This is a genomic window from Sodalis sp. RH15, assembly GCF_047324255.1.
Taxonomy (GTDB): domain Bacteria; phylum Pseudomonadota; class Gammaproteobacteria; order Enterobacterales; family Enterobacteriaceae; genus Acerihabitans; species Acerihabitans ligni.
Window position 1 is genome coordinate 730,555 of sequence record NZ_CP178738.1, and the last position, 26,045, is coordinate 756,599.

22 protein-coding genes are annotated in these 26,045 nt (G+C 53.2%); 13 read left to right on the top strand and 9 right to left on the bottom strand.

Annotated features, from left to right (window positions below; genetic code table 11):
• Positions 1–650 precede the first annotated feature (650 nt).
• The 5 genes from ACL2XO_RS03305 to ACL2XO_RS03325 all read left to right on the top strand — a co-directional run bounded on the left by ACL2XO_RS03305 (position 651) and on the right by ACL2XO_RS03325 (position 3,803).
• Positions 651–1,259 carry a hypothetical protein gene (locus ACL2XO_RS03305; RefSeq protein ID WP_413726406.1) on the top strand — a complete coding sequence of 203 codons (609 nt, stop codon included), beginning with the start codon at positions 651–653 and terminating at the stop codon, positions 1,257–1,259.
• On the top strand, positions 1,256–1,708 hold the full coding sequence (locus ACL2XO_RS03310) for a surface-adhesin E family protein (protein ID WP_413726407.1): 453 nt from the start codon (positions 1,256–1,258) through the stop codon (positions 1,706–1,708). Before ACL2XO_RS03305 ends, ACL2XO_RS03310 begins: the two co-directional genes overlap by 4 nt.
• Before the next feature lie 283 nt (positions 1,709–1,991).
• Positions 1,992–2,276, top strand: coding sequence for a damage-inducible protein J (locus tag ACL2XO_RS03315; RefSeq protein WP_413726408.1), 285 nt, complete (start codon positions 1,992–1,994; stop codon positions 2,274–2,276).
• Complete coding sequence (locus tag ACL2XO_RS03320; protein ID WP_413742177.1) at positions 2,273–2,578, top strand: type II toxin-antitoxin system RelE/ParE family toxin; 306 nt, start codon at positions 2,273–2,275, stop codon at positions 2,576–2,578. Before ACL2XO_RS03315 ends, ACL2XO_RS03320 begins: the two co-directional genes overlap by 4 nt.
• Before the next feature lie 496 nt (positions 2,579–3,074).
• Positions 3,075–3,803 (top strand): hypothetical protein, encoded by a 729-nt coding sequence (locus tag ACL2XO_RS03325; protein WP_413742178.1) that lies wholly within the window; start codon positions 3,075–3,077, stop codon positions 3,801–3,803.
• 257 nt (positions 3,804–4,060) lie between these two features.
• Here ACL2XO_RS03325 and ACL2XO_RS03330 read toward each other — a convergent pair whose 3' ends face one another.
• From ACL2XO_RS03330 to ACL2XO_RS03355, 6 genes are all read right to left on the bottom strand, one after another.
• Positions 4,061–5,089 carry a pyridoxal-phosphate dependent enzyme gene (locus ACL2XO_RS03330; protein WP_413742179.1) on the bottom strand — a complete coding sequence of 343 codons (1,029 nt, stop codon included), beginning with the start codon at positions 5,087–5,089 and terminating at the stop codon, positions 4,061–4,063.
• A 564-nt stretch (positions 5,090–5,653) separates the two neighbouring features.
• Positions 5,654–7,195, bottom strand: a complete 1,542-nt coding sequence (locus ACL2XO_RS03335; protein ID WP_413742180.1) for an MFS transporter — start codon at positions 7,193–7,195, stop codon at positions 5,654–5,656.
• A 112-nt stretch (positions 7,196–7,307) separates the two neighbouring features.
• Positions 7,308–7,955, bottom strand: coding sequence for a glutathione S-transferase family protein (locus ACL2XO_RS03340; RefSeq protein WP_413742181.1), 648 nt, complete (start codon positions 7,953–7,955; stop codon positions 7,308–7,310).
• A 166-nt stretch (positions 7,956–8,121) separates the two neighbouring features.
• Complete coding sequence (locus tag ACL2XO_RS03345; protein WP_413742182.1) at positions 8,122–9,303, bottom strand: epoxide hydrolase family protein; 1,182 nt, start codon at positions 9,301–9,303, stop codon at positions 8,122–8,124.
• A 276-nt stretch (positions 9,304–9,579) separates the two neighbouring features.
• Entirely contained in the window at positions 9,580–10,596 is a 1,017-nt protein-coding gene (locus tag ACL2XO_RS03350; protein ID WP_413742183.1) for a zinc-dependent alcohol dehydrogenase family protein, read from the bottom strand.
• A gap of 205 nt (positions 10,597–10,801) precedes the next feature.
• Entirely contained in the window at positions 10,802–11,830 is a 1,029-nt protein-coding gene (locus ACL2XO_RS03355) for a LysR family transcriptional regulator (RefSeq protein ID WP_413742184.1), read from the bottom strand.
• A gap of 369 nt (positions 11,831–12,199) precedes the next feature.
• Here ACL2XO_RS03355 and ACL2XO_RS03360 point away from each other — a divergent pair, with 369 nt between their 5' ends.
• The 3 genes from ACL2XO_RS03360 to ACL2XO_RS03370 all read left to right on the top strand — a co-directional run bounded on the left by ACL2XO_RS03360 (position 12,200) and on the right by ACL2XO_RS03370 (position 15,937).
• Entirely contained in the window at positions 12,200–13,762 is a 1,563-nt protein-coding gene (locus tag ACL2XO_RS03360) for an acyl CoA:acetate/3-ketoacid CoA transferase (RefSeq protein ID WP_413742185.1), read from the top strand.
• The gene (locus tag ACL2XO_RS03365; RefSeq protein WP_132923750.1) at positions 13,759–14,511 is read left to right on the top strand and encodes an enoyl-CoA hydratase/isomerase family protein; all 753 of its coding nucleotides are present in this window, start codon (positions 13,759–13,761) and stop codon (positions 14,509–14,511) included. Before ACL2XO_RS03360 ends, ACL2XO_RS03365 begins: the two co-directional genes overlap by 4 nt.
• 136 nt (positions 14,512–14,647) lie before the next feature.
• The gene (locus ACL2XO_RS03370; RefSeq protein ID WP_132923749.1) at positions 14,648–15,937 is read left to right on the top strand and encodes an MFS transporter; all 1,290 of its coding nucleotides are present in this window, start codon (positions 14,648–14,650) and stop codon (positions 15,935–15,937) included.
• Between the two features lie 67 nt (positions 15,938–16,004).
• Here the strand turns inward: ACL2XO_RS03370 and ACL2XO_RS03375 are convergent, their stop codons facing one another.
• Complete coding sequence (locus ACL2XO_RS03375; protein WP_413742186.1) at positions 16,005–17,075, bottom strand: glycoside hydrolase family 88 protein; 1,071 nt, start codon at positions 17,073–17,075, stop codon at positions 16,005–16,007.
• A 283-nt stretch (positions 17,076–17,358) separates the two neighbouring features.
• Between ACL2XO_RS03375 and ACL2XO_RS03380 the strand changes: the two genes are divergently transcribed.
• The 5 genes from ACL2XO_RS03380 (at position 17,359) to malQ (ending at position 24,649) form a co-directional block, all read left to right on the top strand.
• Positions 17,359–18,123 (top strand): GntR family transcriptional regulator, encoded by a 765-nt coding sequence (locus tag ACL2XO_RS03380; RefSeq protein WP_413726419.1) that lies wholly within the window; start codon positions 17,359–17,361, stop codon positions 18,121–18,123.
• Positions 18,124–18,288: 165 nt separating this feature from the next.
• Positions 18,289–19,134, top strand: a complete 846-nt coding sequence (gene glpG / locus ACL2XO_RS03385; protein ID WP_413726420.1) for a rhomboid family intramembrane serine protease GlpG — start codon at positions 18,289–18,291, stop codon at positions 19,132–19,134.
• Positions 19,135–19,158: 24 nt separating this feature from the next.
• Positions 19,159–19,917 carry a DeoR/GlpR family transcriptional regulator gene (locus ACL2XO_RS03390; protein WP_132923744.1) on the top strand — a complete coding sequence of 253 codons (759 nt, stop codon included), beginning with the start codon at positions 19,159–19,161 and terminating at the stop codon, positions 19,915–19,917.
• Positions 19,918–20,122: 205 nt separating this feature from the next.
• A complete protein-coding gene (malP, locus tag ACL2XO_RS03395; protein WP_413742187.1) occupies positions 20,123–22,531 on the top strand; it encodes a maltodextrin phosphorylase in 2,409 nt (802 codons plus the stop codon).
• Between the two features lie 9 nt (positions 22,532–22,540).
• Positions 22,541–24,649 (top strand): 4-alpha-glucanotransferase, encoded by a 2,109-nt coding sequence (malQ, locus tag ACL2XO_RS03400; protein WP_413742188.1) that lies wholly within the window; start codon positions 22,541–22,543, stop codon positions 24,647–24,649.
• 61 nt (positions 24,650–24,710) lie between these two features.
• On the opposite strand, the gene nfuA is transcribed toward malQ, so the two are convergent.
• Positions 24,711–25,286, bottom strand: a complete 576-nt coding sequence (nfuA, locus tag ACL2XO_RS03405) for a Fe-S biogenesis protein NfuA (protein WP_132923741.1) — start codon at positions 25,284–25,286, stop codon at positions 24,711–24,713.
• A gap of 59 nt (positions 25,287–25,345) precedes the next feature.
• Complete coding sequence (gntX, locus tag ACL2XO_RS03410; RefSeq protein ID WP_413742189.1) at positions 25,346–26,032, bottom strand: DNA utilization protein GntX; 687 nt, start codon at positions 26,030–26,032, stop codon at positions 25,346–25,348.
• Positions 26,033–26,045: the final 13 nt, after the last annotated feature.

Sequence of the window (26,045 nt, forward strand, 5' to 3'; positions counted from 1 at the left end):
GCTGGAACGGTATCTCTTTAGCAAAGTGACATGATCGACGCTGACGTCAGTGCTCTGCGGATGATCGAGTAATATATCAGCAGCTTGGTTGCTGCCAAATCAAGATTAGGGTTTACCTGGTTGCTTGATCGCATGGGAAATGGTGATGTGACTGATGGTCATTACGCTTGACCGCCTTGGACGTAATGCCATGAACGTAAGGATAACAGTGTACAGATGTTCACCTCAAATAATCGTGTTCACTGCCTGGTCGGCAGTGTCGAACTTACCAGCCCGGCAGGGACTATGGTCATGCAGGTGTTTTCGTCCGTTGTTGAATTCTCTTGATACGTCCTCCTTGAGCGTGCACATTCTGAGATTTCGAGGACGAGTTCTTTCAGGAAACAATTTTGACGTCCGCCAGTGCTAAATAAAGGACAATTAAAAGTGGTACTCGGGAGTTTGAAAGAAGGTGTCAGCATAAGTGCTATGGCGCGTAAATGTAACACTAAGCCCTACAATTCTTAAAGTAAATATGGTGGAAAGCTAAATATAGTATTTTTTAGCTTCGCTCGCATTATGTCAAATTGTGGTGAGTCTCTGTATATTTTCAATAAAGTATAGAGTTAATCGCTAGGGTGTATAAATTAAGTATGATAAGAGATTTGATTATGAAGATGTTATGTAAAATTTCCGTAGTAATGATTTTTTCAGGTATTAGTTATAGTTGTTTAGCGTCCGAATCAGTGATCGAGGCACTCTCTGACTGCAATGCTTCTTTTTTTGAGAAACTGGAACGAAATAAATCCTTAAACATAATACCGGAACAGTTTTTTAAAATTGATATTAAAGAGAAAAAAGATTTTTCGCTTGATGTTAATCATACATCTTCAGAAGGGGTTGAACTGAACCAATTCAAAGTAATTTATAAAAACTTTGATGATTACGAAGAAATAACACCAATGGACGTTAAAGGTAAATTCTATTTCTGGGGGTTTGCTTCTAATCAACCATTACATACCATTATTAATGCTTTGTCAGGGGTTCTGGATTTAAAAAAAATAGGAGAAAAAATTTATGTCTATAATCCAATGATTAAAAGTGAGGGTGACGAGTGGAGTTACAACAAATCTGCTGTTAACGGAATAGCTCCAGCTGAGAAGACGACAGAAAAAATGTTTTTTATTGAAGAAACTCAAAGTAACCAAGTGACTATTATGTGTTCATTACAGGGGAATGTAAGTCAGAAAGACCTGATTGATTCGGGCCTGTTGAAATGATAAATAAAAAAATAGCATTGTTATTCACATTGTTAGTTTCAGGGTGTATTGGATCTAATGATAAGGATCCTATCCCCGAAGGCTTTAAGCTAGTAATGTCAACTAATAAAGATAATACTTATTTTAAGCGACCCGATACATGGCATTATCAGGGTAACAAAGATGTCATTCAGATGGAAAGAGTGATTTCTTTAAAAAGAGACGATATTGTGGCAGGTAAGAGATTCAGATCTATAAAAACAAAATATATTTATGATTGTAATCACGAGAATACATACGCAACTATGCCAGCAGGTTTTTTTGCTGACAAATATGCCACCGGAGAGCCTATCGTACCCTATCCTTTCAGTGCAAGTCGCTGGTTGATTGCAAAGGCAGATTCATCAGAAGCAATGTTTTGGAAAATATATTGTGTCCAGCTAAAGGCAACAATAGATGCACAATTATAGTGTCGTTATTTGTGAGTTTATTAAGTATCCTCCGGCAAAGCAGGAGACTTAAGGGTGAGTGCCTTATGGCACTTGCGACATTGGCATAGGTGGCGCCTGCATTAACGCATCCTGCGGTTCAGATGGACAGCGAAGTGTCGCCTAGTAATGGCAATGTAGGGCGGCCAACTTAACGGCAGATGATATGGGCTGGATGGAAAGTATAAAGATGACATCGACGGTGATCGCATGCATAATGACAACACAAATGACACCATAGTTGATGCCATGAGAGGGGTTCTTAATGAGCACAATCCACTTCCGTATAGATAACGATACCAAGCGTTTGGCAACGCAGGCGGCGGAAAGGCATAAAGTGAGTCTGACGGAGCTGATGCGGCAACGGGCGGAAGAACTGGCAGAAGAAGAGCGGGAATATCAGAGTCATCAACATGAATTTTGGCTTGAGCAGCAGATAGAAGACGCGTTCAGCCGTTATGATGCCGGTCAAGTCGAATTCATCAGCAATGAAGAAATGAATGCGCGAATGGACGCACTTAAGAAACTCGCAATACAGGGGAAACTGTGATAGCAGTGGTGCAATGGGCTAAACAAGCGCAGGCAGACCGAGAATCCATCTATGTCTATCTTTACCGAGAAGCCGGAATGGTCATAGCCGACTCGGTGGATGAAAAGTTCATCGCCATGGCAACATTGCTCGAAAAAACGCCGCTGTGCGGAGTTCAAACGGGAAACAAAAGCTCTCGACGCAAACTTGTTATGCCACGACTTCCGTTCATTATGGTGTATGCCATTGAAGCCCATAAAGTGCGAATCTTACGCATTTTGCACACGTCTCGTAAGATAACGAGTCGATACCAGCAACTTTAGCCAACTCCCTATAAGTATGCATGTGCCGGTTGTCCAGGCTTCAGCGCGTCGCTTTGATCAGGTTAATAAAGCGGCAAGCTCATTCTGTCGTTCGTCATTAGCGAGCAATATTTTATTGTTCCAGCATACGGATTTGACAACATTTGGAATTGTTAAGGAACCATTTAACCCAGGCATGCGACTATGCAATTTCACTCTTATCCGTTTGCTGTGGTCGTAGAGCGGTGAGTGTACCAAGCAGTACCGGTCAGGCCTTCGGGTTCGACCATCTTTTTTTGTTTAAATGATGTATGTGTAAAAGTCCCGGCCCGCCTTAATCGAAATGATCTTTATCTTCAATAATTAATTGGTTAACGGATTAATATTGTTCTGAGTTCGTTGCTTGCTTGAAAATCTATCCCGTTTGATCAAAGGCTGAGATGCGCGCGGTCAATATAAATTGACTTGCATAGCTTGGAAAATAGCGCACCGTTACTAAAATAGCATGGTATACTAAATGAAAATATATATTCTATTATCAGCATCTTTGTGTGCTTTGAGTCTGACTTCCTGTACGGCTTCGATTTACGGAAATAAAATATTAGCAGATAAGCAGTTAAGTGACAGCAGTATAAATTTAAAAATCATTGATAACAAATCGACCATGCAGATGGTCGATAATATTTTTGGTAAAAGAGATACTGGACGCTCAATCAAAATTCAATCTTTCCCTGATGGTAAATTATCTATCGCCACCTATCATGGCAATTTGAACGGGTTAGGCGGCACTTATGCACATCGTGTGCTTTACGTGGCTTACGATGCTAATGATAAGGTCATAAATCATGATATAATTACTAATAATTATAGCGACAAAAATAATTACGAAAAAGATTATTTAAAGTACAAGAATATCGCTTATTATGAGCTTGCTAGAAACGATAAAAAAGAAAAGGCAAAATCAATTTTAGGCGAGCCGAAGAAGATCACTTTTTCTGATGAAGGAAATTTGATGCTTGTTTATGAGAAAAATTTTAATTCAAGAGATGCATCTTCATACATTCCTATTTATAATTATGCAAACAGTACAGAATCAGGTATATCAGAAAGACTATACCTGGAGTTTGGGCGAAATGACGAGCTGGTGAATATTTACTCGGCTTCAGTTCAAATAATCCAAGGGAGAGGAATCGTCAACGCTGAAAGCTACGACGAGAAATTCATTAGATTATCTAAATTGCCCTGACGGGCGCTTAATCATTGGTGATGGACGTAACCTACCGCATTTTTGCTTTTAACGTTAACACTCCAGACCAGACTTTTTACCCGCCAAATGGGTTGGAAACATTAGGAACTGTTAAGGAACCATTTAGGCCTGATGTGCCATTCTAAACTCTCATTATTTTGCTGTATGCCATGGATGGGCTGGTAGTACCGGTCGGACTTTCGGGTCCGACCTTCTTTAAACACCCTGTTTCCCAAACGGCCCTCGGCATCAAACTGCTAAGTATGAACAGGCCCCAATCGGGAATAAAACATCTCGCCTCTTTCACGGTCTCTGTCGCTGCCGGCATCGGCAAACAAGGTTATCACCCGTTCGTCCGGCCCCAGTGCGCGAGCCAGGTAATAGGCGCTCCTCCAGTTCGCCGCTGATGACGCCCCGATGCGGATGCCGGTAAGATGATTAAATTCATACATGGCGCCCAATGCTTCTTCATATCCAACATGGTAAAACGGCACTTCGTCAGGAGTCATTCGGGTGATAAACGGTTGGCGAAAACCGAAACCCATCCCGCCGGCGCCTGCATACTTGTCCCGGCCATCGGGAGGAGCGAAGGTTGCAAAAGGCATCTCGCTGGGGGTGGTTCCCTGTACCTTAAGGTTCGGATTGTCGAATGCCAGCGCTGCGTATACGCCGGATAGCGTTCCGCCGGTTCCCACGGACGCCACCCAGCCATCGGCTCTGGCGCCTGCTAACTGACGCAGTATCTCTTTACCGGTCTGGTGCTGATGCACCGCCACGTTGGCCAGGTTCAAATGTTGTGACAATAGTGTCCAGCTGGGATCCCGCCGTTTGATTTCCTGGGCGCGGGCGATCATGCCCAACAAAAAATGCTGCTTATCCACCAGGGTGAGTTCGGCATTCGCCTCACGCAGGCAATTCACCAGCGTATCAGGTGAAGAATCGGGAATGACCAAATGCACGGGGATATCACAGAGATTGCCCAGCATCGCCAGCGCCCGGCCCATGTTGCCGCCGGAGGCATCCAGCAGCTTGAGCGGGCCCTGATTAAAATCGTGGCGATTGACGGCATCGCACATCAAGCCGAAAGCCGTACGATCCTTGACCGAGCCGAAAGGGTTGGCGGATTCCACTTTTGCCAGGATTCTGGCGCCTCCCTCGGGACCGGGTACCTCATGTAACGGGGTGTTGCCGAGGGCGTCATAGAATGAGGCTAATTGCGGAAACATTTTCAGCGTTTTGGTGGGATCCGGTACGCCCTGCTGGGGATTGAATATTTCAAAATTCATCGTCGCTCCTTAGTTGATAATTCGGTAAAATACCTTTTCCCGCCATATTTCAAGCTGCGGGTGCGTTGACTTTCACCTGCCGCTCGGATTATTTAGGCTAGATCCTTGATTTTTTCACAATCGCTCCCTGTCAGAGAAAACTTATCCATAATAAAAATAATGGTTATGGCAAAAGTAATAGCGCTGCTGAGAAAATGTATTTATATCTGAAAGTATAATGGTAATTTTCAGCCATATCTTCGATATTAATGCAAGAAGACCGCTTAATGAGTGACGTTAATTATGGACTATTGTTAACACCATAATTAGCATTGGGTCAATTATATTTTGCTAAATATATTATTGAATTAACAACATAACATATTAATTATTTCAATAAAAATTAATGCATTTTTTGGCGTGGGACATGATTCCGAACGACCTTATTTCTGTCCGATGCTAATTAAACTCGAATAAGATTAAGAAAGCAATATATCGATATCTGATGGGTAATGGCATGACGGTGAAAGCCGGCAGCATGGTCAGCTGCCGCTCATATACCCTCATCCATGGTTAAAGGGACGGTTATTCCTGGACAACGCAATCCTTGCCCGGCGACGTTTCCCGCTTCGGGGAGAGCAGGACAAGTACCGCCGCCGCGGCGGCCAGTGTAACGGTAACCAGTACGTATAACAGCATGGAAAACGCGGAATCATAGACGCCGGTGAGCGCCGCGCGCCCCATGGGGGCAAGCATGCCGGCGGACTTGTCAAGGTTGCCCGCGGCAAGCTGGCGGGCCGCTTCTCCAACATATTGGGCTGTTCCTTCCCCGGCAATGTTTTGCCTGACGGCGAAAAGCACCAGTGACGCGAGCAGTGCGTTCACCATGGCAAGGGTAATGCCTTCGCTTGCCACCTTGGTCGTGTTGAAGATGCCGCTGGCCATACCGGCTTTATCGCGGGGCACGACGGTGACGGAAAGGCCGTCCATCAGCCCCCAGGGGAAGCCGGTGCCGACGCCGATAAGCAGAAGCGGGCCGAAAAGCTCCGACATCGGGCCGCCGGAGCCGATTTGGCTGAGCCAGAACAGGCCCGCGGCAGCGGCGATAAGTCCTCCCCCCGCCAGCCGGCTCGCCGGGATGGTCTTCGCCAGCATACCGGCAATGGCGGGCACCGCCAGCATCGGGGCGGAAAGCGCGAGCATAAGAAGGCCGGCGTCCATCTCACTGTAGCCTTCTACCCCGACGAAACGCAACGGCAGCAGGATCAGCAGGACGACATAGGCATAACAGGTGGCAATCGGCAGTATCTGCACGCCGACAAACCTGCCATACCGGAACAGGGAGAGTTCCAGCAGCGGATGTTTGATATGGGTTTCGATAATGGCGAACACCGCCAATGCCCCCGCGCTGAGCGAAAACGCCCCGAGCACCGCGGGATCGGCCCAGCCGCGCTCCGGCGCCTGGTTCAGGCCGAGGGTCAGAAAACCGAGCGCGGCGATAAAGGATAACGCTCCGGGCCAGTCAAAGCGCGGGCTGTCCGGATTGCGGGTTTCGCGCATGACGGTAAGCGCTATAGCCAATGCCATGACATCAAGCAACGTTCCCGTCAGGAAGATGGAACGCCAGCCGAAACGTTCGATGAGGCTGCCGGACAAGAGCGGTCCGAGGGCAAGACCGATGCCGAAGGTGGTGCCGATCATGCTGAACGCGCGGGTCTGCGCGTGTCCGGTGAATTCCTGGGCCAGCGCCGCGGAGCCGCCCGCCAGCGCCGCGGCCGCGCCTGCGCCCTGCAGTGCGCGCAGGAGATTGAGAGTGACAATGCCGGGGGCAAAATCGAGCGCCAGGGAGCCAATGGCGAAGACGATGACACCGCCGATAAATACGCGCTTCCTGCCGTAGACATCGGCCAGCGCACCCGCGGGCAGCATAAAACTGCCAAAGGTAAGCATGAAACTGTTGGTGATCCAGTTAATCTGCGCGGCGCTTGCCTTGAATTCGATGCTAATAGTATGCGCGGCAAGCGCCCCACCGGTGAAGCTTATGGGCAGCGCCAGTGCCGCCAGGCAGACGGCAAGGAGCACCGCCAGCCCGTTTTTGCCGGTTGAAGACGCTAAGCTCGATGACATGGTATATCCCTCATTGTTCTGCGGTTGACAGCGTGATCCAGCAGGTTGCGGAATCATCTTGTCCTTTGTGCGGGCGCGGCCGTATTTATAACGCGCCGGCCCGTACACCTGGTCAGACTATTTGTTCAGCAATCCGGGCGCGGTGGGCGTTGACCACGTCGGCCTCGTCCCGCAGCGCTTTCAATACGGAAGGATGGGCATCCATCCGCGCCTTCCAGGCCGTCACGTTCGCCAGGTGACTGACGTTGATGCCGGAGCGTTCGCCCCAAAAGGTTGCCCAGAGATAAGCATCGGCCACCGTCAGCGTGTCTCCGGCGAGATACCGGCGGCCGTCGGAAAGACGATCGTCGAGGATCTGATAGGCGGCGATGATTCTGCTGCTGGTCCACGCGATACCGGCCTCCGTCATCAGTTTGCGCATCAGGGGAATGTGCTTTTGCGCGATCTCGGTGGCGATAAAAACCAGCAATTGGTCATACTTAACTCGCTCCAGGGTGCCCTGGGGCGGGATCAGACCGGCTTCGGGATACTGGTCGGCCAGATAGGAGGTGACGACGATGGTTTCCGACAGCCGCTCTTTCGCTTCGTCCAGAACCAGTAGGGGAACGTATTGCATTGGGTTTAATTCGGCAAAGTCGTCGCCATTGGAGGTGGACTTGCCGAAAACATCAAAATGAATGAGTTCAGGCGCAATACCAAGTTCATTGGCGATGATTTGCACAGCTTCGGAGCAGGTTTTGTCAGCGATATAAAGTTTCATTTCATAGTCCTCTCGGGGAATGTTTTTGACAAAATGAAGTCTATCTGTGCCTGGAGGAGGGATAAACACCGCGTTAGGCTAAGCTCTGTATCCTGTAGGGAGACAATCCGGCGAAGGTTTGCCCTGGGGCCGGGGCAGACCCATTGGGTCCTCCCCCGGCGTAATGCTAATTGCGGATGCTGCGGAATGCCTTACGGACTTCATCCGCGAAAAGGACCGGCTGTTCAAAGGCTGCGAAATGGCCGCCGCGGGACGTCTTGTTCCAATAGACCAGGTTGGGATAGGTCTGCCGCGCCCAGGACTCGGGGGGAGTCCAGATTTCTCCCGGAAAGACCGATACGCCCACCGGGATGTGGACCGGAATGGCATAAAAATCGAGGTCCGGATGTTCGGCGTACATGCGCGCCGAAGAGGCGCCGGTATTGGTGACCCAATACAGGGTGATATCGTCGAGGATTTTGTCATAACCCAATACGCTCACCGGATCGCCGTTGCTGTCCGTCCAGGACTCAAACTTGTCGTAAATCCAGCTTAACAATCCCACCGGCGAATCGGCCAGGGCGTAACCAATGGTCTGCGGCCGCGTGACCATCTGCCAATAATAGCCCGAACCGTCCGTGCCGAACCGGGCGAGTTGATCGAATGCCCGCTGTTCATCCGGGGTAGGGTAGGCTGGCTTATCTCTGGGCGTTACCAGCGGAAGGTTGGTATGGATGGCCTTAAGCCCTGGGAGCTGCAAGCGGGCCATCTCGATGGTGACGTGGCTACCCCAGTCGCCGCCCTGGGCGACATATTGGTCGTAACCGAGCCGGCGCATCAGAGCGTGCCAGGCTTTCGCGATGCGGTTTCGGTTCCAGCCTTTATCTTCCGGCTTGTCCGAGAAACCGTAGCCGGGAAGGGAAGGAATCACCAGATGGAACGCATCTTCCGCCTTACCGCCGTGGGCGATGGGATCCACCAGGGAGTCAATGATATCAAGGAATTCAATAACCGATCCCGGCCAGCCATGGGTCAGAATGAGCGGCATTGCGTCCGGATGGCGAGAGCGGACATGCAGGAAGTGAATGCCGAGTCCGTCGATGCCGGTTTTGAACTGCGGGTATTGATTCAACCGTTTCTCTACGCGGCGCCAGTCGTATTCGGTTTTCCAGTATTCGATGAGTTCCTTTATCCGGGCAAGACGTGGTCCCTGAGAGGCGTCCGGTACCGTCTCCTGTTCGGGTAAACGGGTCGCGTCCAGACGCCGTTTCAAATCCTCTAAAACGGCTTCGGGAATAGCAATGGTGAAGGGACTGAGAAACTCTGTCCGGCCGGGTGCGCTTTTCATGGGATCGATGAAATCTAACATAGCGGTGCTCCATTATATAAAATCATTGGCAGGGATTATTTCTGTTAAGAGACGGTAACTGTTTTCGGCGGCTGGATAAATTCGTCGGCAAGTGACGCTCTGTTTCGTTCCAGGCGACAATGCAAGGCAGCTGGGCTATGAAACCGGCTGCCGGGGGAGAAGCATCTGTCAAAAGGGGGGGAGCGGATGGATGCTTATAATGAAATGATCATTGGCGCCGGCTTGGACCGGCGCCGGCGCCAGGGTCTTTACACCGGCTATGCGGGCAGGGGGTGGCTAGGCGTCGGCAATTGTGATTACGACTTTGCCGAACGGTCCGCGGGCAAGGTGCTGATATGCTTGGCGGGCTTCGCTAAACGGATAGACCTTATCGATGACCGGTTTGATCTGATGCTGATTCAAGAAAATATTCATTCGCTCAAAGGATGTGCGGTGGCCTACGGCGATGCCGCGAATGGTCGTTTGACGGAACAGCAGCGGCATAATATCGAGCGACGCGGTCTGGCCGCTCAAAAAGCCGATTTGTGCAATCAGGCCGGCGGGTTTCGTGGCGGCCACAGACTGGTTCAGTCCGTTGCCGCCGGCGACGTCCAGTAAGAGATCGACACCGTTGCCGCCGGTAAGGGCGAGGGCTTCCTTTGCCCAATCAGGGTGTTTTTTATAATTGATGCCTTCGGCGGCGCCCAGCGCCCTGATCTTGGCCAGATTTTCATCTCTGCCCGACGTGGCGATAACGCGCGCGCCGAGGGCCGTTGCAATCTGCACCGCAAATAGGGAGACCCCTCCGGTACCTTGCACCAGCAGCGTCTGGCCCCTCTGCAAATGCCCCACATCCATCAGAGAGAACCATGCGGTGAGTGCCGCAATCGGTAACGTGGCGGTTTCCTCATCCGACAGAGTGTCGGGCGCCAGGACCGCGCTCTCTTCATGGATGATCATGTATTCGGCCAGTCCGCCGGGCAGCGGGGCGCCGAAGCAGTAGTCCGGCTCGTTCGGGCCCGGCGCGCCATCTATCCATCTGGAATAGAGCGTAGAGCTGACGCGATCCCCAATCTTGAACCGGCTGACGCCCGGACCGGTCTTGGCTACTTTCCCCGCCGCATCGCTGACTGGAATCAATGGCTTGGGGATCATATTCGGCTCGTACAGGCCTTCAACGATCACCTTGTCCCGATAGTTCAGCGACACGGCGCCCACCTTGATAAGCAGTTCGCCTGTTTTCGGTTCCGGGGTGGGTATTTCCTCCAACTGCAGATTTTCCATGCCAAAATCTTTCAAGAGCCAGGCTTTCATAGCATATTCCTGTTGAAAAAGGGTGCGGGTATGCGCGCCGGCAAAGGCCGCGCTTTGGAGAGGACCATCTTCCGGTTTTAAGCGGGCGGGATAAATATCCGCACCCCAACAGGACTGTTGCGTGCAGGGGAAACAATATGTGATGAACGCTTAACGCTTAACGCTTAACACTTAACACCCATTGCCCAATGCTCTACGTTTCACGTTAAGTCTCTAGCCAGTTGCCATGCAATGCGGGGAAATACTCCGTCACCCAATCGACAAATGCCCTTACCTGCGGGGCAAGATGCATCCTGCTGGGATAAAGCACAGATATGGGTCTTGGTTTGGGACGGTACTGCGGCAGCACTTCCACCAGGGCGCCGCTGGAAATATGATGGTCAACGCTTACCCCCAGCGCCTGGAGTATGCCGAAGCCGGCCAGACCGGCTTCGATGTAGGCCGCCGAGTCATTGACAAGAATCCCCGAGCGCAGATTAATCACGCGCTCTTTGCCATTGACCAGAAAACGCCATTCCAACGGCTTTCGCGACGCGCCGGAGAAATAATTCACCGCCTGGTGCCGGGCAAGCTCGTCCAAGGTCGCCGGATTGCCGAATTCAAGTAGATAACCCGGCGAGGCGCAGGTTATAAGGGGCGCCATGCCGATTCTTCGTCCTACCATGCTGGTGTTGGGCAGTTCACCCAGCCGGACGACGCAATCAACGCCTTCGGCAATAAGATCAATGGTGCGATCGGTGACTCCCAGAATCAACGAAATATTGGGATAGGTGCGGTTGAAGTCCCGCAGACTGGCCATAAAGCATGATTGGGCCAAAGCCACCGGCAGATCAATCCGCAGTCGTCCGCAGATGTTCTCGTCATTGGCCGAGAACAGCGAGGTGGCCTCGGCGATGTCGTTCAATATATCCGTCACGCGGCCGTAAAACGCCTCGCCCTCCGCTGTAAGGATGACCTTGCGGGTGGTGCGATGGAAAAGGCGTACCCCCAGCGATGCTTCCAATTCCTGGATAATATGCGTGACGTGAGGGCGGTTTATCTGCATGGCGTTGGCCGTCTTGGTAAAACTGCCGAGATCGGCCAGCCTGGCAAAAACCCGTAGTGATTGGAGTAGTTCCATGACGCCCTTTGGTTCGATGGCGGCGGTTCGATGCCGGCGATTGCGCAAGCGCGCGGATAGTGTCTTTTGCAGCAAGGGGGACGACCTGGTCATCACCCCGATTGGTTTTAACATTTCAACGCCTATTTTTCCACCTAAGGAAAAATAAGCGGGATGATAAGGACAAGCGCCGTTGACGCGCCTGATACACCATTATTTAACAATCTGGTCTTTGCCCGTCATGATTTACACCCTTTATCTCATCGTCAACCCGGCCTTAAAACACGTTAAAAACGTGAATCGGCTAGCAAAATCCACATTTTAATGGCCGGGAAACGGCCTAAAAAGTGTGATCCATCTCGACTGTTTCCCCAGGTTAAAAAATTCATATGACTGATAATTAACTCTATTTTCGAATTTATTTTTGTCTACAGCGGCATTGGCATTGCCATTGATGTCTTTATGTATTGAGTTTATAACATTATACATTCAATGGAGGAGAGCATGAGCAGATCAAAAGTATGTAGCGCGGATGTTGCAATATCCCGTATAGCCCCGGGTGCAACCGTGCTGATTGATGGTTCGGGCGGCGGCGTTAACGAGCCTGGTTTTGTATTGTCGGCATTAAAGGCCCACTTCGACAAAACCGGCCGTCCCGGGCATCTGACGGTCGTCCATCCCAGCGGCATGGGAGACGGACAGGGCGGCGGCATAGATTATCTTGCCGATCCGCACTTGGTGAGCAAGGTCATCGGCGGCCACTGGAGCTGGTGCCGGAAAATGCAGGATTTGGCCGTAACGGAGCAAATCGAGGCGTGGTGCCTGCCGCAGGGGGTGATGTCCCATCTGCTGCGCGTTATTGCCGGCAATGGCCCGGGGCTGATTAGCCGGGTCGGTCTGGGCACCTTTGTCGATCCGCGTATTGACGGCGGCCGCATCAACAAACGCGCCAAGGGCGACTACGTCAGCCTGATGAATATCAATGATGAAGAGTTCCTGTTCTTTAAGGCTTTCCCCATCGATGTCGCCATTATTCGCGGCACGGTAGCCGATGAAGAGGGCAATATCACCATGGAAGAAGAGGGACTCTTTGCCGAAACCCTCTCCGCGGCGCAGGCGGCAAAAAATTCCGGCGGGATAGTGATTGCCCAGGTGAAATACCTGGCGGAGCGCGGCAGTATTGATCCAAGAAAAGTCAAGGTTCCCGGCGTGCTGGTTGATGCGGTGGTGGTGGATGCAGGGCAGCGCCTGTCCTTTGCTACCGCCAGCGATCCCAGTCTGTGCGGCGAGCTGAGGATTCCCTCCGGGGGTTTTCCGGCGCTGCCGATGAACGCCAGAAAGGTGATCGCCCGGCGTGCCGCCAAGGCCCTGATAAAAGGGGACGTTGTCAACCTCGGTTACGGCATGCCTGACGGCGTCGCTTCCATCCTGGCGGAAGAAGGCCGCGGCGATGAGGTGACCTTTACCCTGGAGCAAGGGCATGTGGGCGGTATTCCCGCTACCGGATCGGATTTCGGCATGGTGCGGAATCAATGGGCCATGATTGACGCCGGCTATCAATTTGACTGGTACGACGGCGGCGGTTTGGATATCGCCATCCTTTCTTTTGCCGAAGTCGACGGGCAGGGCAATGTCAACGTGAGCAAGTTTGGCGGCAGGGTGGCGGGGATCGGCGGCTTCGTCAATATTTCCCAAGGGGCCAAACGAGTGGTTTTCGTCGGGACATTCAAAGCCGGAAAGCAGGCCCAGGGATTTGACGCCGACGGCGTACATATTAAACAGGAAGGGGTCGCCAAGAAATTTGTCCATCGGCTGGAACAGATTTCTTTCAGTGCGTTATATGCCCGAAAACGGCACCAACCGGTTATTTATGTCACCGAACGTTGCGTCTTTGAATTAGGTGAAAAAGGGCTGATGTTGATTGAAATTGCGCCGGGTATCGATCTCGAAAAGGATATTTTAAGTCAAATGGATTTTATGCCGGAGATTTCATCCAAACTCAAAATCATGGATGAACGGCTGTTCAGCGAATTTTCTCAACAGGTTGATCAAGAGGCCATTATATGAGCTCGCTGCTAGTGGAAAAAGAGAATCAGGTTGTTTTACTGACGCTTAATCGCCCTGAAAAAAGAAATGCCTTAAGTACGGAACTGCTCGAGTCATTAAAAAAAGTCCTGGCCGAGCTAAAAGATGCGACGGATATAAAAGCGCTGGTGATCACCGGTGCCGGAGATAAAGCTTTTTGCGCCGGTGCTGATATTAAAGAACAAACCCGGTTTACGCCGGAGCAGGCGTTTAATCATATGCGCTGGGGACAATCGATATTTGACGATATCGAACGGTTTCCCTTACCCACTATCGCCATGATCGATGGGTTTGCGCTCGGCGGCGGCCTTGAGCTGGCTTTGGCCTGCGATATGCGTTTTGCCTCTGCCCGGGCGACTTTCGGCAATCCGGAAATCACGCTGGGAAATCATCCCGGCTGGGGCGGCACCCAACGTTTGCCGAAGCTTGTCGGCCAGGCCCATGCGCGCCAGATCATGTTTACCGGTACGCCGGTGGACGCAGGACGGGCGTTGCGCATTGGATTGGTTAATGATGTTTATCCGGTGGAAACGCTTAAGGAGGGCGTATGGCAAACCGTTGATGCCATTGCGCGGCATTATGCGCCCGCGCTGAAAAGCGTGAAATCGGTTGTCCGCGTTTCTGAGCCGGATAATGCCTATGCCGGCATGCTGGCGGAAGCCTTTGGCGTCAGTCAGCTCTGGGGCGCGCAAGCGCAAAAAGAGGCGCAAAAAGAGTTTTTTGGAAAATAAGCAATAGCGCCAGCAGCCCGGCGGAAGGGTTAATTATCTGCCGGGTATAGCAATGCTGTTTCAGTTTGCATGTGCTTATTATTGACACTAAGTTGCCCTATTCATTTGAAACCCTATTACAATTGTAGGAGTAATTATGCACACTCATCCGTTGCCCATGCGCCGTTGGCTGTATGTCATGCCCCTTATATTTATCAGCTATAGCCTGGCATTTTTGGATAAGGCCAATTACAGCTTTGCCGCTGCCGGCGGTATTAATCGGGATCTGGGAATCACCCAGGGGTTATCCTCTTTAATCGGCTCGCTGTTTTTTTTGGGTTATTTTTTCTTTCAAATTCCCGGCGGTATTTTGGCGGAAAAAACCAGCGTACGTAAATTATTAGCATGCAGCCTGGTTATCTGGGGTATTTGCGCCACGGCTACCGGGCTGGTACACAGTATTCCGCTGCTCATTGTCATCCGGTTTATATTGGGAATCGTCGAAGCCGTGGTAATGCCCACCGTCTTGATTCTCACGGCCCGCTGGTTTACCAAGAAAGAGCGCTCCAAGGCCAATACCATTTTCCTGCTGGGGAATCCGGTGACCATCCTCTGGATGTCGATTCTTTCGGGTTATCTTATCGATAACTTCGGCTGGCGCCATATGTTTGTCGTCCAGGGGATACCAGCTATCGTCTGGGCGGCGGTGTGGTATCTGTTGATCCGCGACAAGCCGGAAGAGGCCGGTTGGCTGACCGCCCGGGAGAAGACCGCCCTGTCTGACGCCCTGAAGGCTGAGCAGACCGAAAAACCTCAACTGCTCAATTATGGTCAGGTGTTCCGGTCCCCGAATGTACTGAAATTGTCCGGCTGGCTGTTTTTCCAAAGCATCGGTTTTTATGGTTTTCTGATGTGGCTGCCTTCGATACTGCATTCCTCGTCTATCACCATGTCCCGTACCGGCCTGTTGACCTCGCTGCCCTATGGACTGGCGGTGGTATTCATGCTGCTCGCGGGCTGGCTGAGCGACCGGCTGCAAAAACGCATTCCCTTTATTGTCTATCCCATCCTGGTGGCCGGCTGCTGCTTTTTGGCGCTGGCGCTGCTGGGCATCAATCATTTCTGGGTGGCGTACGGCCTGCTTACCCTGGCGGGGGTGTGCATGTATATCCCGTTCGGTTCATTTTTCGCATCAATACCGGATGTTCTTCCCAGCTCCATGGTCGGCGGGGCGACGGGAATGGTGAACAGCATCGGATCCTTGGGGGCTTTCCTCGGCGCTTATGCCGTGGGTTTCCTCAATGGATTGATGCAAACCACCCAGGCCTCCTATTATTTGATGGCGGTGTGTCTCGGTTTGTCGGCGCTGTTCGGCCTGTGGATTAAAATTCCCAAAACCGTAAACAACGATTTGCCCAAAGAAGGGATGTCGCTTAATTTCCACTGAACTGAGTAGATAGATAAGCCCTGAAAATATCTTTCAGGGCTTGTTTACAGAAGGGGGATGGGGCACATCAATCAGCGGTTTTCTTTAGTTCCAGCAACGCTTTCAGAAAGTAGTAGTCGCCGTAAATGGTGGACTCATCGATGCCAAGGCCGTGGGGAAGATCGGCGGTGGCATGGGATAACAACCCTTCATTCTCATCGGACAGGCATCTTTCGCTCAAGGCTTTGAGCATCTCTTCGGCGCAGGATAGGTATTCGGCTTTTTGCGTAATCTTGAACAGGCGCAGCAAGCCAAAGGCGCTGATGGCGCCGGCGGAGGCATCTTTCGGGGCGCTGGCCGCGCCGTCCCGGTAATCCCATAGGGGGATCCGGTCGGCGGGTAAGTTTGCCATGATAAATTGCGCCACCTGCTGCGCAGCCTCGCGATAACGTTTGTTTCCCCGCGCGCCGGCGAGCATTGAAAGCCCCGCGATGGCCCAGCCCTGGCCCCTGGACCAAGCGCTGCCGGGGGCCAGCCCTTGATAGGTATCGCCTTGCAGGGGCTCGCCCTGGGGGGAGAAATGATACACATGGAATACGGAACCATCGGCGCGCAAATGGTTGTCCAGGGCTTTTGCGGTATGGGTGTCGACGACCCGTAACAGGCGGTCGCCGCCGTCATTATCGCTGGCCCACACCAGCAGAGGTAAATTCATCAGGGTGTCAATCAAGACCGCGCCGGCCCACTCCTCGCCGCCGAAAAATCCCCAGCCCGGGATAAACCCCCCCGCCTCGTTGAATTGTCTTGCCAGACTTTCCGCCGCGTTAAGGGCGGCCGCATGGTAGCTTTCTTCGCCGGTTAAGCGCCAGCCGGCGATGGCGCTGGGATAAAACATAAAGCCGAGATCGTGATTCCGGCTGTCGTTCGCCCGCGGCAAAAGGCGTTCCGTAAAACCCTTGGCCGCTGTTAATAATTCCGGGTCCCGCTGCTCTTCATAGCAAAGCCAAAGCAGGCCGGTCCAGAATCCTCCGGTCCACACCCCATCTAGGGTGAATTGATATTTACCCCCCTCGGTGATATGCGGAAAATCCTTGAATTTTCGGCTATTTAACGTCGTTTTGGTAACGCAGTGTTGTATCGCGGAGTCCAGCCAGTTCATATCATACCCCATGTTAAAACAGTCAATATAAATGTATTTAAGTTATGACATTATATCAATGATCTAATTTGATTTTTGTGACGACCGGAGGAGTTGGGTCGATATGACGCCGGCTATCATGGCTTGTGGGTATGGGGAACGACACATGCGTTAAGATGTGCGGCCAGGACACCTTTTAAAATCAATATGTTCCGGTGGCTTGAATTTTAAAGCACAAGCGGCCTATGATGTCATGTGTACATAACATGCAGTCATAAATGCTATATGTGATCCGGGGTAAAAGATGCTGTCTCATTTGGAAAAAACGGATTCCTTGTCCTCCCTGCTTGACCCGTCAAGCCCGATTCCCTTGTTCCATCAGTTGCGTGACATCCTTGAACGCTGGTTCTGTCAGGATTTTACCCTGCGTGATGATTTACCTACCGAGAAAGAGATTACCGAGCGTTTCGGCGTAAGCCGTATTACGGTACGCCGCGCTATCGATACGTTGATAAATGAATCGATCCTGATTCGTCCCAAATCGAGAGGGCGCCTGCGCCTGCAAAAGGTTCATCTGACGCAGAAGCTTAATCGGCTCAGGGGTTTTTTTACCGACGACCTACTGGCCGCCGGCATTAAAGCCAGTACCAAAGTCATTGATCTTTCCAGGGTCAAGATGGAGAAGGTCAACGATATATTAGGTTTGCAAAAAGATGATGAGTGTTACCGCGTCGAGCGCCTGCATTATGGCGACGGGAAACCCGTTGCACACCAGGTGTCATATATTCCGGTCAAACTGCTTCCGGATCTGGAGCAATACGATCTGTCCGCTTCATTGATGCAAATGTTTGACAAGCTGTTGAAAAAACCGGTGGTGCGGGGTGAACAACAGCTGGTGGTTCAGGAAATCACCATGGATGAGGCGACCTATCTTGATCTGCCCATCAATGCCTATGTCATCAAAATTTCCCGCACGGCCTATACCGAGGACAATCAAGCCATCGAATATTTTATCGCCACGCTAAATCCCAAATGTTATCAGTTCTCCATGTCGGTCTATGCTGAATGAGACGTGGCCGAACCGCTGTCCCCTAAAGGAGAAAGCTGCGGCATGGGGGATGTGCGGGCGGACATGTTATGATGGTAATCAGTTAATTATCGCGGTGGGTGGCTGAATCGTTCAGGTTGACGCCGTGCACCGTCAAATATAACAATCAGGGATAACCCCAGCGCTATGATCCGTGTAACGACCTTATCCAATCCCCGCCTGGCCCAGGCGTTTATCGATTATATGAAAAGCCAGGGCGTGGCGATGGAAATGCAGCTCCAGGGGCGCGCGGCGGAGTTGTGGCTGGCCGACGACGAGGAATTGGCCCGTGTGGAGGCGGCATTGGAGATCTTTTTGCAGGATCCGTTGCACCCGCGCTACCAGGCGGCCAGCTGGCATTCAGGAACCGTGGGGCGCGGGCACTTCCGGCCTCAGCCCGCATCCTGGCTGCCGGCCCTGCGCAGCAAGGCCGGGCCGCTGACCCTGGGCCTGACGATAGCCTGCGTGCTGGTCTATATACTGATGAACGTCCTGGGGGATGAGGTGGTGATGCGCTGGCTGGCCTTTCCCGCCGACCAGTCCCAGCGCGCGCAGCCGTGGCGCTGGGTAAGCCATATTCTGTTGCATTTTTCGCTGCTGCATTTATTGTTCAATCTGGTGTGGTGGTGGTATCTCGGCAGTGCGATGGAAAAATATCGCGGCTGGCTGCCGCTGGCGGTATTGACCTTGTTGTCGGCGGCAATCAGCGGGTTGGTGCAATTCCATTTCAGCGGCGCCTTGTTCGGCGGTCTCTCCGGCGTGGTCTATGCTCTGATGGGATATGTCTGGTGGTATGGCGAGAAAAATCCCGGCGGTCCGCTCCAGATGCCGCGCGGCGTCATCGTTTTCGCGTTGCTGTGGCTTATTGCCGGTTATTTCGATATTTTAGGCATCGCGATAGCCAATGCCGCCCATGTGGCAGGCTTGGCCATCGGGTTGTTAATGGCTTTCTGGGATACTCGCCGTAAAACAGGGGCAGGTCGCCATCGGTAACGGTAGGGCAGCAGAGGAATTCACGTGAAGCAAACGCAGCGGCATGATGCCATTATCGAGTTGGTACGTCGGCAGGGTTATGTCAGTACTGAAGAATTAGTGGAACATTTTGCGGTCAGTCCGCAAACCATCCGGCGCGATCTGAACGAACTGGCCGAGATCAATAAAATCCATCGCCACCATGGCGGGGCGGCTTTGCCTTCCAGCTCCGTTAATACCGCCTATCACGATCGCAAGGCCATGTGGTCGGCGGAAAAAGCGCGCATCGCCCAGCGGGTGGCGGCAGAAATCCCCAATGGCGCGACGCTGTTTATCGATATCGGCACCACGCCCGAAGCGGTGGCCCACGCATTGTTGGACCACAAGGATCTGCGGGTAGTGACCAATAACCTGAACGTTGCCACGCTGTTGACCGCGAAAGAGGATTTCCGCCTGATACTGGCCGGCGGCGAGGTGCGTACCCGCGATGGCGGCATCATGGGGGAAGCCACGCTGGACTTTATCTCCCAGTTCCGGCTGGATTACGGCATTCTCGGTATCAGCGGTATCGATATGGATGGTTCGCTGCTGGAGTTCGATTATCACGAGGTCCGCACCAAACGGGCCATTATCGATAATTCCCGCTGCGTGATGCTGGTTACCGACCACTCTAAATTCGGTCGTAACGCCATGGTTAATCTGGGGAAAATGTCACTGATAGATTATCTGTTCACCGATAAGATGCCCCCCCCCAGCGTGATGAGCATCATTGAACAATCCGAGGTGAAGCTGGAGCTGTGCTAGGCCCGGCCCGGCGTAAAAAGCAGCGGCGATCTCACCTTTTCAAGGCCGTTGACTATTCTTTGATCATCACAAACAAAACACTGTTTTTTTACGATAACTTGATATATCCATTTTATGGGGTTGTCCGTGATAATGACATGCCAGTGGGATGTCTTGCCGTATCCGGCGTTGATCAACTTATAACCAACAGGATAGAGACGCTCTTATGCCGAAAAACAAATTTGATAAAGCTGCCTTTCAGGCTGCCCTGGATCGGCGGTGGCAACATCTTGGCCTGCAAAATGCCCAGGAGATGACGCCGTTCCAGTGGTGGGATGCGGTCAGCGCCGCGGTCAACGAATTGATCCCCTGGCAACCGGCCACCGGCAGGCAGGACAGAAAAAACCCCCGTCACGTGAATTATCTTTCCATGGAATTCCTGATCGGCCGCCTCACCGGCAATAACCTCATTAATCTGGGCTGGTTCGATCCGGTCAAAAAGATCCTCGACGGCTATGGCATCAATCTAGGCGATCTCCTGGAACAGGAAGTGGATCCGGCGTTGGGCAACGGCGGGTTGGGCCGGCTGGCGGCCTGTTACATGGATTCCATGGCAACGGTGGGACAGGATGCCATCGGCTACGGGCTGAATTATCAATACGGCTTGTTCCGCCAGCGGTTTGCCTCCGGCGAGCAGTTTGAAACGCCGGATGACTGGCATCGTGAATCCTACCCCTGGTTCCGGCATAATCCGTCGTTAACCGTCCAGGTTGGGCTGGGGGGGCGTCTGGAAAAGAATGAGCAGGGGGAGGTGAACTGGGAACCGGCGTTTACCTTGAACGGCGAGGCTTGGGACCTGCCGGTGGTGGGTTATGAAAACGGCATTACCCTGCCGCTGCGGTTATGGCAGGCGACGCATCCCCATCCCTTTGATTTATCGCTTTTTAATGATGGAAAATTTCTCAAGGCGGAGCAGGCGGGTATAGACGCCGCCAAGCTGACGAAGGTACTTTATCCCAATGATAATCATCTGGAAGGAAAGCAGCTCCGGCTGATGCAGCAGTATTTCCAGTGCGCCTGCTCGGTGGCGGATATCCTGCGCCGGCATCATTTGGCCGGCCGTTCGATACACAGCCTGCCTGATTATGAAGTGATCCAGCTCAACGACACCCATCCCACCATCGCCATTCCCGAAATGCTGCGGATTCTGCTGGATGAGCATCAATTATCCTGGCAGGAAGCCTGGCATATCATTTCGCGCACCTTCGCCTATACCAATCACACCCTGATGCCTGAAGCGCTGGAGCGTTGGGATGAAAAACTGGTACGCACGCTGCTGCCGCGCCACTACGCCATCATTCAGCAGATCGACCGGGAATTCAAAAAGCTTGTGCAAGCGCATTGGCCGGACGATGAAGAGGTGTGGAGTAAGGTGGCGGTGCGGTACGATAAGCAGATCCGGATGGCCAACCTGTGCGTGGTGTGCGGCTTCGCCGTCAACGGCGTCGCCGCGTTGCATTCCGATTTGGTGAAAACCGATCTTTTCCCGGAATATTTTGCGCTTTGGCCGCAAAAATTTCATAACGTGACCAACGGCATTACCCCGCGCCGCTGGCTTAAACAGTGTAATCCGGCGCTGGCGAAACTCATTGACGATACCATCGGCAAAGGATGGGTAACCCGGCTGGAAAAACTGAAAGAGCTGGAGCCTTATGCGGAACAGGCGGATTTTTGCGCGCAGTACCAGCAAATCAAGCACGATAATAAACAAAAGCTGGCGGCGAAAATCAAGCAATTAACCGATATCACCGTCAACCCCGAAGCGCTGTTCGACGTGCAAATCAAACGGTTGCACGAGTACAAACGCCAGCATCTGAATTTATTGCATATTTTGTCCCTGTACCGTCAGTTGCGCAGCGATCCTAGCCTGGATATCGTGCCGCGGGTCGTGCTCTTTGGCGCCAAGGCCGCGCCGGGATATGCGCTGGCAAAAAATATTATATATGCTATCAACCAGTTGGCTGAAAAGATCAATAACGATCCCAAGATAAACGACCGGCTCAAGGTGGTCTTTCTGCCGGATTACCGGGTATCGGTGGCGGAGTGGATGATTCCGGCCGCTGATCTGTCGGAACAGATCTCCACCGCCGGTAAAGAAGCCTCCGGCACCGGCAATATGAAGCTGGCGCTGAACGGCGCGTTGACCATCGGCACGCTGGATGGCGCCAATGTGGAAATCGCCGAACAGGTGGGAGAAGATCATATCTTTATCTTCGGTAATACCGTGCCGCAGGTGAAAACCCTGCTGGCTTCCGGTTATAAGCCGGCGCAATTGCTGAAAAAGGATAAAAACCTGAAGGCGTTGCTCACCGAACTGGGCAGCGGCTTATACAGCAATAAGCACAAACACGCTTTTGATCCTTTGCTGCAAAGTCTGCAACAGGGCGGCGATCCCTACCTGGTGCTGGCGGATTTCGCCGCCTATTGCGAGGCGCAACAGCGTGTGGACGCGCTATTCCGCCGCCCGGAAGAGTGGACCCACAGCGCGGTGCTGAATACCGCGCGGGTGGGATTTTTCAGTTCCGATCGTTCGGTTCGCGATTATCAGCAGCGCATCTGGCAGGCAAAACGTTAAGGAGCAGCGATGGATCCCAAGGTATTGGATCAGGCCGCCGAGCGGGCGGGGATTATTCCGGAATATATTGACGCCTGGGGACAGCGCAAAGTAATCAGCACCGAGACCAAACGGCAATTGCTTAACGCCATGGCCGGTGTTGCCGACGATCTCGCCCTGGCGGCGCCGCTGCCGCCGGTATGGGTAGTCAGGGAAGGAGAAAGCGCCGTGCTGTCGGTGGCGTTAAGCGAACCGGCGGATTGGGTATTAACCGAGGAAACCGGCCGGCAGCATGCAGGCTACCTCAGCGGCGGCCGGTTAGCGTTGCCTGCCGGGCTGCCGGCCGGTTATCACCGTCTCGCCCTGCGCAGGGAACTGCGCCACTGGAGCTGCCAGGTGATTGTCGCGCCGCCCCGTTGTTATGAGCCGGCGGCGTTGCTGGCGGGCCATAAGCTTTGGGGCGCCACCATCCAGCTTTACACCCTGCGTTCGCAGCGGAATTGGGGAGTGGGGGATTTTGGCGATCTGGCGCTGATGATTGAGGGCACAGCGAAAAACGGCGGCGCCTTTGTCGGCCTTAATCCCATCCATGCGCTGTATCCCGCGTTGCCGGGCTGGGCCAGTCCCTACAGTCCCTCTTCCCGGCGCTGGCTGAATATTATTTATATCGATGTGGGCGCACTGGATGATTTCCAGCAAAGCTCCGCTGCGCAGCAATGGTGGTGTCTGCCGGAAACCCAGGGGACCTTGTCCGCGCTGCGTGACGGCGATCTGGTGGACTATGCCGGGGTGATGGCGTTAAAACTCAGTGGCTTAACCCTTGCCTTTCGGCACTTCATCACCCGCGGCCCGGAAGACCCGCAGCGTCGTTCATTCGAGGCGTTTGTCAGGGAGGGCGGCGAAAGCCTGCGGTTTCAGTCGACGTTTGATGCGCTGCATCGCCATCTTACCCTGGCGGGCCATCCGACGGAGGGCTGGCAGCAATGGCCGGAGCCCTTCCGCCAGGTTGACAGTGACGAAGTGCGCGAGTTCCGTCTAAAGCATCACCAGGACATCCGGTTTTTCAGCTATCTGCAATGGCTGGCGGCGCGGCAGTTTGATGACTGTTTCCAGCTCAGCCGCCGCTTGAATATGCCTATCGGATTGTATCGCGATTTGGCGGTGGGCGTCAGCGCCGGGGGGATGGAAACCTGGAGCGATCGCACGCTTTATCGCCTGGAGGTGTCCGTCGGTGCGCCACCGGACCGGCTCGGTCCCCAAGGGCAGAATTGGAGCCTGCCGCCGCAGGATCCCAATGTGCTTTTCGCTCGCGCTTATGAACCCTTTATCACCATGCTGCGCGCCAATATGCGCCACTGCGGCGCACTGCGCATTGATCATGTGATGTCTCTGCTGCGATTGTGGTGGGTCCCGCTGGCGGGCAGCCCGCAGCAAGGGGCCTATGTCCGTTATCCGGTGGATGATTTACTGGCGGTGTTGGCTCTGGAAAGCCATCGGCAGCAGTGCATGGTTATCGGTGAGGATTTGGGCACCGTTCCCCAGGAGATCACCGCCAAATTGCAGGCCGCGGGCATCTATTCATATAAGGTGCTGTTTTTCGAGCGCAAAGATCCCACGCAATACCGGGCTCCCGATGAATATGTCCCGCAGGCCATGGCTACCCTGACCACCCATGATTTAGCCACTCTGCGGGGATTCTGGCAACTGGAGGATTTGCGGCTGGGCAACAGGCTGCATCTCTACGCCGACGACGCAATCTATCAGCGACTGCTGGCGGACCGGCAAAAAGCCCGGCAGGCATTGCTTGATGCCCTGCATGCGTGGAAATGCGTACCGGCCAAATTAGGCAAGAATGCCGAGCGAGTGGTCATGTCGCCGATTTTGAACCGGGGAGCCCATCGTTATCTGGCGCTCAGCCAATCCGCTTTGCTGGGGCTGCAGCCGGAGGACTGGCTGGATATGGCGCTGCCGGTTAATGTGCCGGGCACCACCGATCAATATCCCAACTGGCGGCGAAAACTGGTGCGCGAGGTGGCTGAAATCTTCGACGATCAGGGCATTACCAGGCTATTGCGGGAAGTGGGCCGGCTACGCAATAAAAGCGCCGACGGCCAGAATTCTTCGCCACGGCCCGAATGACGGGCCGAGTAAAAAGCCAACACGCCTGCAGCTTGGAAGATAAAGGGTAGCGGCGGGCGCCTTAATAATAGGAGTGCTCGCCGCGCTGGTGTTCGGTTAAATCGCGAACCCCTTTCAATTCAGGGAATTTTTCCAGCAATTCCTTTTCAATGCCTTCCTTGAGGGTGTAATCCACCATCGAACAGCCGTTGCAGCCGCCGCCGAATTGCAGGATGGCCAGATTATCATCGGTGATTTCCATCAGCGTCACCTGGCCGCCGTGGCCGGCCAACTGCGGGTTGATCTGCGATTGCAGGACATATTCAACCCGTTCAATCAACGGCGCGTCATCGGAAACTTTGCGCATTTTTGCATTGGGCGCTTTCAGCGTTAACTGCGATCCTAACTTATCCGTTACAAAATCGATTTCCGCATCCTGCAAATAGGGGGCGCTAAGCTGATCGACATAAGCGGTGATTTTATCGAACGGCAGCACCGTATCAGTGGCTTCCACCGCGTCGGGAGGACAATAGGAGACGCCGCATTCCGCATTCGGGGTGCCGGGATTGATGACGAATACGCGAATTTGGGTGCCAGCTTCCTGATTGGCCAGTAATTTAGCAAAGTGTTCCTGGGCAGCATCGGTAATCCGTATCATGACATTCACTCAATAGTTGACTAATCTAGTCAGATATAATAACTCCATTAACCCGCCGACTACAAGGTACGGCAGATACACCACACCTGAACGGTTTTAGCCCGCCGGGACAGCAGCAGGCGGGTCAATTCCTCCACCGTACTGCCGGTGGTGACCACATCGTCCACCAATGCCACGGTTTTCCCCGCCACATCGATGCAGCAATCGAACGCCCCGCGCAAATTCCGGCGCCGGGCGCCGGCGTGCAGCGTTTGCTGCGGCGGCGCGGCGCGGATTCGCACCAGGGCATCGGCACGGTAATCCACCTCCAGCCAGCGGGACAGGGTATGGGCCAGCAGGTGGGTTTGATTATACCCTCTGCGCCAGTGCCGGTAAGCATGCAAAGGAACATTAAGTATAAGCTCGGGCCGGAAAACCTGTTGTTCCCGATGTGCTTCCTGCCAGCGCAGCAGCAGCAGCCGGGCGAGGACCCGCGCCAGGCCGATGCCGCCGTGATATTTTAGCCTTTTTATCAACTGGCTGATGGGGGGTTGATAATCGGTGACATACAATAGGATTTCCCAGGGCGGCGCTTTCAGGAGACAACGCCCGCAGGGGCGGCCGGCGTTCCCGGCCGGCAGGCCGCAGCGGGGACAGCACCGGTCCCTGGCGTCCAGCAGCCGGACGGCGCAGCATCGGCAGATACCCTGATGGCTGAACCAAAGCGGTTGCCGGCATAGCCAACACAGGGCGCCAATGGTTAACATAAGCCGTTTTCCT